Raw genomic sequence first — 17169 nt, 5'->3', positions numbered from 1 at the left:
TTTTTGTTGTGTTGAAAATACCTTTCCCCCGTTTCGTCATCCCGAGCGCAGCCGAGGGATCTTTCTTGCACGGCCGCCATATGCACGCATGCGCCCTCACTCAAACGACGCCTTGGTGCTTCCTTTTTCGCCTTTCCCTCACCCACGTTTTACCGGTCTGCAAGAAAGATCCCTCCACTTCGGCCCTCATGACACGCAAGAAAGACGGATCGTCTCATATCGTTTTTCATACCGCTGTGTAGAGTTGTGCCTCTTCGAGGCACTCTATCCTGCGCCTTCGGCGCGGGCCGTTTGGCCTCACAGGAAGGCGCCTTAATGGGCAGGCTAGGCGCCTCTTTGGATTAGGCCAAACTCGGAAGTCCCTCTGCGGGACTTCCGTCTCCAAGGGCCTACTCGTATCATTGTTATGACTGGTAACCCATGACTTGAATACCACTTTCGGGCATCGCCTTTATAAAAATCGACGCGAAGCGTCGCACCTCGGTCTGCAAAGAAGATTTCTCGACTTCGCTCGAAATGACGATACGACAAGAACGCCTCGTCTTTCGACGAGGCGTTCTTGCTACTTCAAAACCTATTTCACGACTTCATACGCTTCCTTGTCATTCGGTGCGCCGAAGGCAAGAGACGGACTTTCCTTCTCCGTTTCTTCTTCCTTCTCCCGTCCGTCACGGCCAAGCGTGCGGTCCTCATAGAGGCTCGCATTCATGACGTTTTCCGCCGTCACTGGGAAACGCTCGCCGTTCACGGTGAGGCCGTCTTTGACGCTCGTCATGACATGGTCGGTCGCAATATCATAGCCGCTGAGCGAAAGATTTCCGAAATGCTCCGCCTGGCTGCTGCCCGGATTCTTCTGGATCGTCACACGGATCTTATCCGTCGCGAGGAGGCTGTCTCCGCCGATCGCGGTATTCGAAAGACCGAGAGGCTCCCTGCCTGTGAGATGCAGGTGCTCGACTGCGCTGTCCTTCACAAGAGTGCCGCCTTCCGCTGTGGAGTGAATACCTGCGTAGTGCGCCTGACTCTGTCCATCCTTGCCGTGGATGGTGACATGCTGCGCGCCCGTCCCTGCCAGATCATCGATACCGATGTTGTCCGCAGAGATCGTGAGGTCTGCCGCGTCGCCTTTGCCATTTGCCAGCGTGTCGATCTCCACCTTCTTCGCAGAGAGTGTGACCTTTCCGCCCGCAGACGAGAGCAGCGCACTGCCCTTTCCACTCGCATCGAAATCATGCGGCTTCGCCTCGCCCGTGACAAGACTGCCTGCCGCGCCGCTGCCGGTGGTCGACCCTGCCGGCACGCTCGTATCCACGCCATCCAGTTTTCCGACCGGCGAACGATCCGTGATGCGGATGTCTTCCTTCGCCGTCATCTCGATGGTGCTTCCGGAAATCTTCGCATCCGTCTCCTTCACAGAAATGCTGCCGCCTGCGCTCGCCATAAGCTTGCCGCCTGCCTCTGCCTCATGGAGAACCATATCACTGCCGCTCACAAGACCCGCATCGCTCGCCGTATGAATCTTCGTCGCATTGAGCGTCGTGCCTGCGTTCGCGGTCAGAGTATCCGCACTCGCACTTTCCAGCGTCATGGCGCCGCCGCTTGAGAGTTCTGCGTGTTCCTTCACATCCAGCGTTTTCGCACTAAGCGTTGTACCCGCTTTCGTACTCACGCTCTTCGCATTCAGTGTCGTCACGTCAAGTTTGCCTTCGGTCGCTTCGATCGTCGCGCCGCCGGCTTCCGCCTTCAGCGCGTCGATCTTCACATCCGTCTTCGCGGTGACAGACGCGTTGCCAGTCTTAGCCGTGAGCGTGCCCGCGTTTACGCTGCCCGCTGTTGATTCTGCGGCAAGCGTTCCCCCAGTCACGTCATCCAACTTCGCTTCGTCCTTGCTCGTCAGCGTCGCTTCGCCAGTCGAAGTGAGTTTCTTGACATGGAGCGTGCTTCCGGCATTTGCCATCACACTTCCCACATTCGCTTCGGTCACTTCCATCGCACCGCCGCTTGTCAGACCAGCTGCGCCAGTCACGCCAAGCGTTGTCGCCGTCAGCTTCCCGCCCGCGTTCGCGGTCAAGGCATTCGCATGGGCTTCCGTAAGAACCATATCGCTACCGCTGGTGAGTTCTGCGTGTTCCTTCACATCCAACGTTTTCGCACTAAGCGTTGTACCCGCTTTCGCGGTCAGGCTCTTCGCATTCAGCGTCGTCACGTCAAGTTTGCCGTCGGTCGCTTCGATCGTTGTGCTGCCGGTTTCTGCCTTCAGCGTGCCGATCTTCACATCCGTCTTCGCTTTGACTTCCGCATCGCCTGTCGTAGCCGTGAGCGTGCCCGCATTTACACTGCCTCCCGACGAAACAGCAAGCGTGCCTGCTTCTGCTTCGTTGAGCGTGACATCGTAATCTGCCTCGACGGTCGCGTTATCCTTCGCGCTGAGTTTCTTGCTCTGGAACACGCCATGTGCGGTGATCTTTGCCTTTCCTTCTTTCGAGATCAAGGTGCCATCTTTGAGAGAGGCTTCTGCGGTATCGGTATAGGTGAGGTCGCCGCGGGCGGTATACTCGCCATTTTCGATCGTGCCCTGATTCGTGATGCCCATCGTCTCCTTCGCGGTGTACGTGCCGGAAGACAGCTTACCGTTGTTTTTAACGGTCATTGCTCCCGTCTCTGCGGTATAGCTGCCATTGGTGAGCGTGCCCACGTTGGTGATGTCCACCGACGCGCCGGTCATCGTCGTTTCAGTCACTGTCGAATCAGCGTTTCCGTCATACGTGAGCGCACCGCCTGCGGTGAAAGTAGCGTTCTCGATGGTCTTGCGGTTCGTGATGCCCATCGTCCCTGCTTTTGCGGTGTATGCCCCCGCAGACAGCTTGCCGCTGTTTTTGACGGTCATCGCACCAGTCTCTGCGGTATAGCTGCCGTTTTCGACGGTTCCTTCATTCGTGATGTCCATCGTCCCCTTCGCAGTGTACGTGCCGGAAGACAGCTTGCCGTTGTTTTTAACGGTCATTGCTCCCGTCTCTGCGGTATAGCTGCCATTCTCGACGGTTCCTTCATTCGTGAGGGTGATCGCACTGCCGGTCAGCGTGACATCTTTCATGACACTGTCTTCGCCGTGGTTATCGACTGTAGCAGCGCCGCCTGTGAGCGTCGCATTCTGAATGGATGCGGTATTCGTGACGGTGAGTGTCTTTGTCCCCTCTACCTTCGCACCGCTGAGATCTGCCTGATTTGTCAGGGTGGTATCTGCGCCTGTGAAGGTGCCGCCGGATATCGTGCCGTCCTTCGCATGGTAGACGCGGAGGGCTTTTCTTGCCTTGTAGCTGCCATCCGAGATCTTGCCGTGGTTGGTGATGGCGGTATTTTCTGCCTCGATGGAAGTCGCATCCGATGCCGCTTCTCCGAAGAGGGTGATGTCGGCGTCGCCTGCCGCTTGGAAACGGATGCTGCCCGGCACCATACTGCCATCTTCGGCTTTTTTGCCGGTCACTTTCATGCCGAGGGACTGTCCTTCGCCCTCGCCTTTGACATTTGCCACGTTTTCGATGGAAATATTCTCACCTTCAACATTCGTGTAGGTGGTGCCCGTTTTTTTATCTGCATCATGGCCGTCTTCGGCGAGGAGGCTGTGGCCCTTGAGGTCGAGCGCCACGTCCCCATCGGAGGCGTAGACGGTGTTGATGACGAGGTCGCCGTCTTTCGAAAGAGAGACGCCTTTCTTTGCGCGGGCGGTGAGGGTGCCGCCTCTTTGGATGGTGACACCGGAGATCTTTCCTTCGCCGGATTCAAGAACGATCTGGTCTTTCGCACCCACGGTGACATTTTTGAGGTCGCCCGTCCCCTTCATGCGGAGCTCGCCGCCGGAGAGGAGCTCGCTGCCTTCTTTCACGCCGGTATCGCTGGTGAGGTAGACGGCGCCATTCTCTGCTTTCGCGGTGAGTTTCCCGTCCGCATTCGTCTCAATGGAGCGGATGGAGCTGACAGTGACGGTCTTGCCATCTACTTTGAAATCCCCGCGCTCTGCGGACGCAAGGGCGATCAGCTGGTCTGCCGTCAGGCTCTCGATCTTCTCTTTCGTCGAGAGGTCGATCACCTGTCCGCTTTCCTTGCGTCCGATGCCGCTCACGTACTTGCCATTTTCCGTTTTACCGCCAAGTGCTGTCAGTGTGACATTCTGTCCCGTGACATGCGCGGTTTCCTTCTGCGTGGTCTGGGTATCGGTGATGCCCTCTTTGATGCTGCCGCCGGAGAAGGTGACGAGGAGATCTTGTGCGGCTTTTGCCGAGCCGACGAGGACTTCTTTCTTTTCTTCTGCGGTGAGGTAATCATCCGATGTCAGATCTTTCGCGGTGAGCGCGGCATTGCCGTAGAGCGTCTTGTCCGTGCTTTCCTCGATCACCTTCACATACGCTTCGACGTCCGTTTTCTTCCAAGTGCCGACGGTCTGAGCGAGCTCATCGTAGCGCGCCTGTTTCTCAGCTATATACGCATCGATGTCAGTGACGCCATTGTTCGCAAGTGCCGCCTTCGCGGTGTCGTCCAAAGTGTACGTCCCGTCCTTCACGTAAGCAGAAAGGGTCTGATACTCATTGTACTTGCCCTGTACTTTGGCGATGAGGAGGGATTTCTGTTTCGAGATCGTCGCCTCGCTGCCTTCCAGGACCCGCGCCTTCGACCAGGCGTCGAGCTTTGCCTTCGCATTTTCATTCGCCACATCGGTGAAATTGTTGTCGATGAAGCTGCCGTCTGTCGTCAGAATGACATCGCCACGCTTCGAGGTGACGCTGTCGAGATAGAGATCGCCGCCGGTATTCGTGATCGCGATATTTCCATCCGCTACCGCTTTGAGACCATAGGCCTCGCCGCTCCCCTGCTTCGTCTGGATCGAGAGTGCGCCGGAGGCGCCGCGGATGGCGCCGCTGCCTGCATCAAGGTTCACGCGGCTTGCCGAGAGCGCCTCTCCCGCTGCCTGCGTGATGCCGTCCTCGGCGGTGATATCAGCGATCTTGCCCGCCGATACCGCCCCCAGGGTGACATTCCCTTTGACATTGACGGCGAAGTCGCCGCCTGCGCTGCCGGAGACGGTGTCTGCGCTGGTCTTGATCGCCTGCCCCGCGCTGCCGATGCTGCCAGTCGCAGTCATATGAAGGCTTCCGGTATCGACATAGCCGAGGTCGCCCTGCGTAAGGCTGCCGCCCGAGAGTGTCGAAGCGCCGCGGCCATTGGAGAGCGTGCCATTGATGAGGACGTCATGGCTGCCGCCATCGACCGTGAGCGTGCCGCCATTTTCCAAGCCGCCAAAGCCGATGCCCACATCGTAGTCCGATTTGAGGGAATACTGGGTCACCTTCGTATCATACGTGGTCTCGACCAGTTTGTAATCGAATTTCTTCGCAAGTCCCAGCGTATACCAGAGGCGTTCCTCTTTTTTCGTGAATGTAGAGGTCGGCTCTGCTGACGTGAACTGCTTGTCCGTCGTCACATAGTTGCCGCTCGCCGTCGTCCCATCGACCGTGTTGTAGTCGGAGACGAAGGCACCGCCCTCCAGCGTGCGTTCATCTCCCTTCCAGAAGTCGGTCACGGTGCCGCCCTGCGCCAGCATTTCTGCGCTCGTCGGAGCCTTGTCATCGATTCCCCACCAGTCGAGGCGGGTGTCATGCAGCTCATACGTGGTCGTGGTACTGCTGTCCTGTCCCGTCTGCACGGTGTAGTACGAGCCCTTCGTCGTATGGTATTTCGCGTCTTTGGCATTCGTGAAGGTGAAAATCGCCGGATCCCCTGTCGGATTTCCATTCGCATAGCTCTGGACGCTCTGCTGGATCACCCCATTCTTTCGGGTGTAGGTGGTCTTTCTCGTGACTTTCCCGCTCAAGCGATCCAGATCCGTGATCTCGATCTTGCCTTCGATCCCGCCGCCCGTGGAGAGGGTCTTGAGCTCGATGTTCTTGTCCGAGTCATTCTTCACCTGGATCGTGCCGTAGCCGTCGAGGGCTTCGATGCGGGCTTTGTTTGTGTCATTGGTCGTATTGAGGATGGTCCCGACGATGGAGACATGCCCGCCGTGGACTTCGACATCACTGATGACGAAGCGGTCATTCGTCCTGTCATAGGACACGCCCTCGATCTCCTTTCCATCCTTGTCAGAGGCGAGGATCTTCGCACCAGACGGTGCCTGCCCTGCGTCCGTCACATCGACCTTCGTGCTGCCGTCCATATAGAAGAGCTTGTACTCCTTCGGGATGGTGATCGCGTGATCCGGGACGCCGCTCTGGATCTTGGAATTGATGTTCACATAGCGCGCGGAAATGAAGACATTGCCATTCGCCAGGATGCCGCTGCCGAGCTTGTCATTCGCCTTGCCGTCTTTATCGACATTGTGCAAATTGCCCGTGTCATCGAGCGGATTCCCGCCGACGCTGGAAATGCCGGACCGCGTCCCCGCGCTGCTCGCATCATAGGTCTGGATGAAATCTCCGTTCGTTGCGGTCATATTCACGCTGCCCGCGTAAATCGTGCCCTTATTGTACACGTCGCCATTCGCACTCGTGACGGTGACCGTGCCGCGCGGATTGTAGATATAGCCCTTGAGATCGACATTCGGTGCGGCGTAGTAGGGCGCATTGTCGCTGTCCACATACGCCTGCGGGCGGAAATTGTTCTCGATAGTGACAGAAGGCCCGCCGGTCTGGTAGCGCGTCTCGGCGGCAAAGGAAACGGATCTCGTCTTGTCCTTGTTCTCCTTCTGGATCGCCTTCTGGACCGCCTCCGCGCTGTCCCCCTTGATCTCGGTGCTGTTGAAATAAATCGTACCGCCCTGACCGGCGCCTGCCGTGCCCTGGCTACCGACGACGTGGATATCCCCCATCACCAGATTATTCGGCGAATCATTCGTGATCTTCACTTCCGCATCGCCGCCCGCCTTGAGCGTGCCCGCGCCGGAGACATTATCCCCTTCGAAGACGATATCCCCGAGCTGCGAGGTAACATCACCCACGAGGAAATCATGCGTCATCTGCGGGTAGGTCAGGCTGTGGAGGAGGTAGTACTCCTTGCCGTCCTTCTTGACCTTGCCGCCTTCGACTTCATTGCCATTCGCATCGAAGAACTTGCCGCCCTTCTCGGTGCCTTTCTGGGCGAAGAACTCCTCCGTCAGCTCGATCTGGGTGTTGATCTTGTTGTAGTTACCGACGCGGACGTCCTTCGCTTTCTCCTGCTGCGTTTTCTGATTCGTCAATGCAGTCTGCTTTTTGCTGATGTCCATCTCGTCGTACTGCTTGGGGTCGGTCGGGATGCTATCGCTGTAGGCGGTGTTGTAGCTGCTGACCGCACTGGTGTATGCCGTTTCTGCATCGGACTTCGCGGTATCGGCAGCGGTCTTATCCAAATCAGCCACCTTCGTCGCAGCCTGTGCCTCATCGTATGCCTTCTTCGCTCCCGTATATGCTACGACCCTCTCCTCGTTCGGATTCGCCGCCACGTATTCTTCCAGCGGCTGTCCGGCATCTGTCGCCAATGTTTCGACCGCAGACCGGCTACTCTCCAGCGTTGTCTTTGCCGTTTCTTCTGCGCTCTTGGCGGCAGTGAGCGCACTCTCAGCATCGACTGCCGATGCGGCCGCACTGTCATACGAGTTCTTGCTCTTTGCGATGGCATCCAGCCCATCGATCTGATCCTGCGTCTCTTTGATTTTTTCCTCATAGGCATCCTTGATCTCAGGCAGGAGCGCATTCGCCTGATCCCGCATTGCCTTCGCACTGTCCAGCTCTGAGGTGCTTGAGGGCGGCGTCTCTACGAAGCGGCCGCTCTTATCGAAATACCCGAGGCCCTCTGCCGCCATCTTCTGTTCAAGGAATGTGATCTCCGCTTCATATGCGGCTTTCGCCGAGGGGTCAGCCGCATAGTCGATGAGCTTTCCCTGCAGCTCGTGGAGCTGGTCATAGAGCTCCGAGCCGGCCGGCTTCGAGCCGCCATAGGTGTAGGAGAGGTCGCCATCGCTCGTGACCTTGGTCGTCCATGTCCCATCCTTATTCGTCCCCCCGATGGTCATGGATTTCTTGCGATGGATGCCCGTCTCCGCCTTGCCATTCATGGTGACATCGGCGGACTTTGCGATCTCCTTCTTCCCGATCTGGCTGCCGTCCGAGCCGAAAGCATCCTCGATGGCATTCACCCAGTCCTTCACCTCGCCATTGCCAAAGGCGGATACCGCGCCCGCCTTCGCCTTGAGGAGGATGTCCCGGTCGCTCTTCATATCCGCGCCATTCGTGACGGTGAGGCTCGCCTGGCTGTCCGCTTTCGCATAGGGATCCTTCTGGATGGAGATCGGGATCGCCGTCGCATTCAGGATGTCGCTGTGCGCACTGACGCTGATCGTGCCTGTCTCGCCTGCGCTGTCACGACCTGCCGCAAGGGAAATATCCCCCTTCGCCGTTTCCGCGGCCGCGCCGAATGTGGTCTTCGTCTTGCCCGTGTAGGTGACGTCATTTTCCGAGCCCGCATAGCCCGCCAAGCCGAAGACATCGACTAGCGTCGTGCTGTAGAGATCCGCATCATTTCTTGTGCCGATGGCGATCGTACCGCCCTTGTACGAGCCATCATACGAGGCGGTTTCCGCTTTCCCTTCCCAAGCCTTGTCTTTCGCATTCGCCTTCTCTGTCTCGCCGGCCTTGAGGCTTGCGCCGCCTGAGACAGTCGCGCTCGTAGTCGCCTTGACATCGAGCGTTTCCTTCACATGCGCCGCACCGACGGCAGCACCGGTCGACAACGCATTGTTATCATGCGCTTTGACGCGGCTCGCGGCGTCGATGGTGATGGCTTTCTTGTCATGCAGGGTCTTCCCCGCGGCCTTTTCTTCCGCCGTAAGGTCAGAAGCGCTCGCCTGCAGGGTGACTTTCCCGAGATTCGCTTCCGTGGTGTGGGTGATCTTCGTCACACTCACGACGCCATTCCCGGAGTCGAGCGCCGCACCACCAGAAGTGGCATTCTCCTTTTCCGAGCCGTCTTTCCACGCCTTTTCACTCACATTGTCCGCGCGGATGGCCGTCTCCCGATCCGTCGTCACGGTCGTACCGTCACCGACGGTGACCTTCGAAGTGGAGTCCACGGTGTACCTCGTATCCGCCCCGGTGCCGCTGTATCCGCCGGCCGCGATAGACTCGATCTCATAGTTTCCTCTGTCTTTATGATCTGCGGTGATCTCCGCGCGGCCTGCCTTGATCTTGACATCCTTCCCGATCGCGGTCTCGGTGGTATTCTTCATGCCGATCCCCACGACCGCCACGGATCCGGCGATGACGCCGCCGCTTCCGGCGATAGCATGCGCATAGGCATTGTAATCATCCGTCGGCATAGACATCGCCGCACGGGCGATGAGCTTGTCTACGGCCGTGAGCGATGCCCCGTCAGCGATGGTGACACGCGAGGTGTCTTTGGAGTCGATCACTGCCACGGTCGCCCCCACGCCGCCGATGCCGACGCCCGCCGAAGTCGCGAGTGCGGACATCTTCGGCGTATTTTCCGCCGTGAGGGAGATCGTTTTCCCGGAGAGCTTCGCCTTCTTCCCGACTTTCGTTGTGACATCGACAGCGGACGAAAGGTCTGCGCCCGTTCCCGTGCCGCCGAAAATGCCTGCCGCCGCGCCGAATGCCTTCGCATCCATCGTTGTCTTGGCATTCGAAGAAACAGTGAGAGCCTCATCCGCCTTCACTTCGCCCGCGTACTTACCTTCATCGTCTCCGATGCCCGCCTCCGAAGAGCCGGTGACATTCGCCGTGACGACAGCGCCATTCAGTGCGCAAAGTGCCACCGAAGCCCCTGCCACATACGCATCAAGCGTGCGGTCATTGTCTGAAGTGATGGAGATATTCTTCGCGTGGACGGCATTCGTATCGCCAAGAAGCGCCGAGACGGCACTCTTGTCCGTCCATGTCCCGACCGTTCCCTGCCCAGCTACGCCGCCGGAGACGGAAGCCCCCGTGATATATTCCTTAAAATTGTGCGCGGCCTTTGCAGAAATGGCAAGATCCTTTCCTGCCGTCACCTTCGCTGCCTTGTCCACGAGCGCTTTCGTCTGCGTATCCGTATTCAGTACGCTGACGGACGCACCGGCACTTGCCGCCGCGCTGCCCGAGAGACTGCCCATGATGTTCTGCATGGAGAGCGTGTCATCCGCATGGACTTTGACATCGCCCGCCGCATCGATGGCGGTGCCGTTTCCGATCTTTGCGAGCGTGCCTTTCTCGCCCGCGCTGCTCGGCGCCTCGGATGCAAAGGTTTTGCCAAGGCTCGATTTCACTTCATCCAGCGATGCCGTGTCATAGGCACCGACCGCTTTGCCCGTGCCTTCGTTGATCTTCGCGAGTTCCTCATTCACCCAGCTGTCGAAGCCGACGGTCTCGCCATTCTCACTCGTCTGGCCCGAGAGCGTCTTCTGGTCTTCCGGAGACATCGTGCTGCCGACGTTATAGACAGAGATACTGCCCGAAAGTCCCACAAAACCGATGGCGGCCGAGATCGCATTCGACATGATGTCATGCATATTGTCTTTCGCTTCGACGGTCACGCTACCGCCCGATGCGACCTTGTTTCCATCGCCGAGGAAGGCATTCGTCTGCGTCTTGATATTTCCCACATCGACGGCTGCGCCGACCGACGCACCGCCGGAGCCGGACGCCGCGGTGACGGTGTTCTTCATTTCCTTGACTTCATGCGTCGCCGTGAGCGAGACATCCTTCGAGTCATCCTTGCCGTAGCCGGCCTTCTGGTTGATCTCCACGCCCGTATCCGTGTATGCCTTCGTGATCGCGGTGAGGTTCATCACATTCGTCGCGCCCGCGAGGCCGGCATAGGAGCCGCCTGCAGCCTGCAGCGACAGATTGAAAATGTCCTCGCTGCTTTGGGCATCCAAAGAAATCTGGCCTTTGGCATCCAGCTTGGCCGCCTTGCCTGCATAGGCTTCTGTGTCTTTCGTGAGATTCATCACGGAGAGGGCCAGCCCTGCGCCTCCGCCCGCGAAACCGACGGATGCGCCGCCGTTGCCGCCATGAAGTTTCGTCGCATCCGACGCTGTGATGGCGATCCCGTCCGTATCGGCCGTGCCTGTGGCAGTGAGCTCGGTCTTGTCTTCCGTATACGCTTTGGTCTTCGTATCCAGCACATTCACGCCGACCGCGCCATTGATGGCTGCGGTGCCCGCGATACCGCCCGCGATGGTCGCATAGGTGATGTCTGTCGTATGATCTGCTGCGACGCGGACATTCTTCCCCGTGACCTTCGCGCCGGTATCGACATGCGCCTTCGTGTCTGCGCTGAGGGATACGGTCGCATTCGCTAGCCCAATACCAACCGTACCACTGCCGCCGACGCCGCCGGCACCGGCGCCCTGCTTGAAGGAAGAGACCGCCTTCACGTCCGCATCACCCGAGGTGGTGACATTCGCCGCCCTGCCTACATGAGCGTCTGTCGTATGCGTGACAAAAGTCTCAGAAGCCGCGCCTGCGACACCCGCCGTACCGCCAACGCCAAGACCTGCCGCCGCTGTCTTCGAGTCGCTGGTATTCTCCGCCTGTACAGTGAGGCTTTCCCCGCCAATGCTCGCGTGATTTCCTACATAGGCAGAAGCCTTCTTCTGCACCACTTCGACCGCCGCGGAGAGGCCCCCGGCTGCCGTCCCGCTCACAGCCCCGCTGCCGCCGGAGGTCGTGAGCTTCGTCGTATCTTTCGCGGTCACGGAGACAGCGCCCGCCTCTATGAGCTCTGCCTTGCCCGCGTCCGTGACATCTTTGTCCTCTTGATTTCCGATATACGCTTTCGTATCAGTCGAAATCACATGGAGTCCGGCTGCCCCGGCGCCGGCAAATGTATCCCCCGTCGCGATCGTCGCCGCAACGGATGTCAGGTCCTCTTCCGACTCGGCATTCACGCGGACAGAAGATGCCTTCGAGAGCTTCGCACCGTCTTCGATGGACGCATAGGTATGCCCCTTGTACGTCTGCACGTCAGCCGCCGCGCCGATGCCCGTGCCGCCCAGGTTGATCCCCAGGCCGCCGGCCAAGCCGAAGAGGCGCGCTGTATTCTTCGCTTCTACGTCAACGCCCTGATTTCCTGCCTGATAGTTTCCCTTGCCGATCGATGCATCGGCCTTCTGGGAAATGACATTCACCGTGACCGAGCCGGAACCGGCAAATTTCGCCGCGCCTGCCGCAAAGCCCACGGCGACGGTCTTCGCTGTGCTGTCACTATCGCTGTCCTTCGCCGACCCATTGTATGCATTGTCCGCCTTGACAGAGATGCCGTCTGCCTCGATGGTCTTTTCTTTCTTTGCATCGCCGGAGAGCGACGCCTTGACGTCCGAGTCATTCACCATGACTGCGACCGACGCGCCGACGGCCGTATTCGAGATCGCGCCCGTACCGACACCAAGCGTCGCATTGCTGTGATTTCCGGCATCGATCGTAATGGCCCCTGTCTTCATCGCTTTGCCGCTATCCACATGGGCATCCGTCGTCGTATGGATCCAGTTTCCGCTCGCAGAGAAGGCGGTCGCCGCCTTATCCGCCAGTGCGCCGGACGCGATGATAGATGTAATCTGGCTCGCTTCATCCGAAGTGACGGCGAGCTTGCCCGCCTTTTCTCCTTCCGCTGTCCCAGCCACTTCACTGTTTTCCAGATATGCCTTCGTATCGCCTTCGATGAGGTTCGCACCGATGGCCGCACCGACCGCGGAAGAGTGCGTAGACACAGAAACCGCGCCCGTGTACGAGTCGATTTTTCCCTTGTCCTTCGCTTCGATGGTGGTGGCTTCCTTCGCCTTCACCGTACTGTCCTTCACATGTGCATCCGTCTTGTCATCCACCCAGTTCAGGCTGATCTGCCCTGCACCGGAGAAGCCCTTCGTCGCACCGCTGCCGCTCGCCGCGATGTTCAGGATCGTCGCATCATTCTCCGCACGGACGGTGAGGGATTCATCGATGTCCTTCCCGTCCTTGTCTTTTCCTTCATTGCCGCTGAGGGTAAGCGTCGCCCCATCCACATAGGCTTCGTTGTCCGCCGTGATGGAGTTGTACATGAAGCTTCCCGCAAGCGCCGTTCCGGCATTGGCGTGAAGATTGGCTCCGATGGCCGCCGACGTCGCGCGGATCGCACTGTCATTCAGACCATTCACACGGAGCGCATCGGCCGTGACAGAGGGCGCAGTCCCACCGTCTTGTTTCGCCACGGTCGCCTTCGCGGTATCGGTGATGCGGTTCACAGACACATTCGCTGCGGCTGCCAAACCGCCCTTGGCCTCCGCTACATTGTCCTTCATCGCGCCGTCCTTACTTGCTACCCCCCCTATATGACGATCCGTTTCCTGAGAGAGGAGCGGTGTATTTTCATCGGCATCATCCATATCATTGACAAAATCTTCCAGCTCGATGCCGTCTTCATCGCCGTCTTCGACCGCATGGAAGCCGGTACTGCCGGCCTTGTTCTTCACATTCGGTCTCTTATTGTCGTAAGCGACCGCACCCGCGACAGAGGCTGCGATGATCTCGCCGGTGTTCTTCGCGGAGACATTGACATTGTCATCCGCCGTGACATTCCCCGAGATCGCGGCTTCCGTATCACGGTTGATGTGGTTGTACGCGATGGACGCACCGATCCCTGTGCCGCCGCTGACGCCGATCGCGCCCGCCGCCTGAATGGTCTTCGAGAGGTCTTCCGCAGTGACAGAGACATCCTTCGCCGTGACCGTCGCCTCTCCGATGCGCGCCTTCGTCGTATTATCGAAACGGTTCACGCCCACCGTTGCATCGACCGCGACGGACTTCGCCGGGCCGCCTGCCGCGGCCATCGCGATATTGAGCGCGCGTGCCTTCGCATTGACATCTGCCGATCCCTTCGCCGTGACCACCGCACCGTCATCGATATAGGCCTCTGCGTTATTCTTCTGATGCACGGAGAGCGCCGCGCCGCCGACACCTGCCTTGGATGCGCCTTCCATCGTCCAGCCATTTCTATTGAAAATATCCTGGAAGGCCAACTTTTTGTCTTTATCTTTATAAGCCGTTTTCCAGAGATTCAGCGGAGCCGCGCTCAGATACGACTGGATCGTACCTGTCAGATTCACTGTCGTGATGTCCGTCTCGCCCGTGACATTCACGTTTCCAGCGGCATCGACTGCAGGCGTCGTCGTCTGCGTGTCATCTTTCTTGCCAATATACGCTTTGGCGTTGTTGTCATAGTTCACGATGGAGACGGACGCCGCACCATTCACGTTGTCGCCATTTCCCGCCGCCTGCGTCCAGCTGTCCACCAGATCGGGAAGGACGGGATTCGTATCGATCGAGTTAAAGAAGACATTCAAAAGCTGATCCACGGGATCGCTGCTCTGCCAGCTCGTCTGCCAGGGGATGACCGTCTTCGCATGGACGGTCGTATCTCCGCTGGTCTTCGTGTCGCCACTGATGAAAGCGGTCGCGTGATTTCTTTGTTCCAGATAAGAGATCGCCGCCGTGATGGTATTGTCCTTCTTCGTGGTCTCATCCTTGGACGTTGTATCATTCTGGTACGAACCAACGACCGCATGGCTGCGAGAGAGCGTCAGCGCATCGACCGTGAGCGACTTTGCGCCCGCCGCGTCACTTGCATTCCCGCTCGCATCGATGCCGCGCACCTTCCCCGTCACAGACGCCGTCGCGTCATTGTCACTGAAAAGAAGCGCTGTCGACGCATTCGCTCCCATCTTGTTCCATGGTTTCTTCTGCTTCGCCGGCTTGTCCGCTTTATCGAGGTCAAGGTCCTTTGCCGCCTGGCCTGTCTTATCTTCTTCGGTAAATGCTTTTTTCAATTTCGAGAAAAATTTTCCCACGCCTGCCTTGATCGGATCTGTCGTCGGCTTGAGCGCCGTATCCCCGCCGATGCTCGATGCCGTCACCGTATCCGCCGCATAGACGCCGCCGTTTTCAGAGAGCGTATTCTCCGCTTTGACCGACACATCGCCCTTCGCGTAGACCTTGCCCGCCATATCCGCGCTCGCTTTCGTATCAGAGATCCCGAGACCGACCGCGAGCCCCAGCGTTTGTCCGCAGTTAGACGCGCCAGAGCCCAGCGAGCGGATCGATTTCGCGCTGATATCCACATCGCCCTGGCTTGTCAGCGTCGCCTTCTTTCCTACCTTCGCCGCGATGTCGCTCGTAAGCTGCGCCCAAGAGAAGTCCAGCGACAGCCCGCCCATCGGCACTGCGCTGAAATCTATCAGGCTCATCTTGACCGCATTCGTGCCTTCCGCGGAGAGCGTCGTATCCTTCGCGGAAGTGATCGTGCTGTCATCCACATCGACGTACGACTTCACGTCACCGATGCCCACGTTAAACCCGATGCCAACAAGATTCACATTGAACGGCGCGATATCCGACTTTGCGTCTGACGTGATCTTCACATCGCCATGCCCCTCGGCGCCCGTGCCATCTCCAAGAGCCTTGATATCCGTCTTGTCGATGTCCACATTCGCCTCGGCATACGTCTTCGTCGCCGAGCCGAACGTGCGGAAATTGCCGCCGTACTCTTCGATGAGGCCCAAGACGGCATTGTGATCTTTTTCCCGCTCGATACCCGCCTTGATCTCCGCATCAGAGAGCTCATTGTCATCACCGATGACGCCCGATGTCGTGGCACGAGCGGAAATGTCTACATTATCCCCCTTGATCGTATTTCGACCGCGGCTCTTCTGTCCCATCTTCACCAATGCATACGCGCCGTCGCCGATGTCCCAGGCATAGAGCTTCGTCGCCGCCGTCGCATGGATGGAGACATCCCCCGCCTTATGACCGTTCTTTCCTTCTGCCGTGATCGTCGCATCATCCACATCGATGCGGGAGACGCCCATGACATTTCTGACCGCCGTGATGTCGATCTTGCCGCTGTCCTTCTTTTCCGACGACGAGTCGATGTACGCATCCTTGATGGAAATCATGCCATCACCTGGCTCCTTACCGGGATCCGCCTGCAGCTTCGCATCCTGCGAAGACGCCGTCAGCGCGATCGCCCCGCCGCCCGAGGTGATGCGGCTCGCCTTCGCTTCCGTGCCGGTGACGACGAGATTATCCCCCGTCTCTACGGTGACACTCCGCCCATGAGACGCGACCTCGCCCGCCAGCGTGATATTCTTCTTTGCGATCAGCGCGATGCCGTCCATCGTCGCTACCGCCGTCGTCGCATCCACGATGCCCGCCGTATTTACGAGAGAATTTCTGTATGTATCCGCACTCTGACCCGCGGTGTAGTCATGAAATGCAGCCCCCGTCTGGATCATGCCGTCCGTCTGCGAGATCGTACTCTTTGCCGAAGCGATGACCACGCTGTCCTTTGCGTTGATTTTGCCCGCGAAAGAGATCCCTGCATCGCCTGCCGTGTTCCCGCCCCACAGAGAGCCGTCATTCAAAAGGCGCGCCCGCTCCGCCGGCGATTTCTGATAAAAGTCCTTGTCCCGGTCAAAATTGACCTGAACCGGCCCCGGCTGAGGAGGCATAACGTAGTAGCCGTTATAGAGCGCATCACCCACCGCTGTATTCGTCCCGAGCGTCAGGCGGCCCACATTGAAGACACCATGCGAGCCGACCGCGATACCTGCATTCGAGAAGAAATACACGTCCCCGCCGATCTTGTTATCCTTGATCGCATTCACGACACCGTCTATGTCGATCTTGTTCTTGACGACATTGATCTGATGATTCGCCTTTTCCATATGGAGATTCGCCACATCGTGCTGCTTGATGCCGAAATCATTGAACTTGTTCAGCGCATTGCCGTCCTTCACCTGCTGATTCGTGATGTCATACTGTTTGCCGCTGTTTGCGATATCCGTCACTTTGACCGTATTGCCATAGTGCTTCTGATCCGCCACCGTCACGTCCGCATAGATGAAATTGCAAGCCGCGCCCCAGCCTGCGATGGCAAGGAGCAGTGTCGTCCCTGCGCGGGAAAGGATGTTCCCCCCCCCGGCGCGTACTCTTCTTCCCCTGATGGGTCTTGACAAGCTCCGAAGCGACCACATAGCAGCCGCGCGTGGCATTCCATATGACTTTATATATTTTATTCATAAGACGGTCCTCCTTTGGGTGAGAAGATCATGAAGATCGGTTGAAGGGTTGAAGGGTTCAGGGTTCGGGGTTCGGGGTTCGGGGTTGTGGTGGC

General features: G+C 58.4%; 2 protein-coding genes. Both read right to left on the bottom strand.

Features of this window, described 5'->3' with window-relative positions; genetic code table 11:
• Positions 1–574: 574 nt before the first annotated feature.
• On the bottom strand, positions 575–16843 hold the full coding sequence (locus tag ACGG9R_RS00235; RefSeq protein WP_390155013.1) for a leukotoxin LktA family filamentous adhesin: 16269 nt from the start codon (positions 16841–16843) through the stop codon (positions 575–577).
• On the bottom strand, positions 16809–17075 hold the full coding sequence (locus ACGG9R_RS00230) for an ESPR domain-containing protein (RefSeq protein WP_390150072.1): 267 nt from the start codon (positions 17073–17075) through the stop codon (positions 16809–16811). Before ACGG9R_RS00230 ends, ACGG9R_RS00235 begins: the two co-directional genes overlap by 35 nt.
• Positions 17076–17169: the final 94 nt, after the last annotated feature.

The sequence above is a fragment of the Dialister sp. i34-0019-2H8 genome (assembly GCF_042846925.1).
Lineage (GTDB): Bacteria > Bacillota > Negativicutes > Veillonellales > Dialisteraceae > Dialister.
This window is presented reverse-complemented; position numbering and strand designations above follow the sequence as displayed.

Coding starts and splice junctions, on each gene's coding strand:
- ACGG9R_RS00230 (WP_390150072.1), bottom strand. CDS start 17,075: ATGAATAAAATATATAAAGTCATATGGAATGCCACGCGCGGCTGCTAT.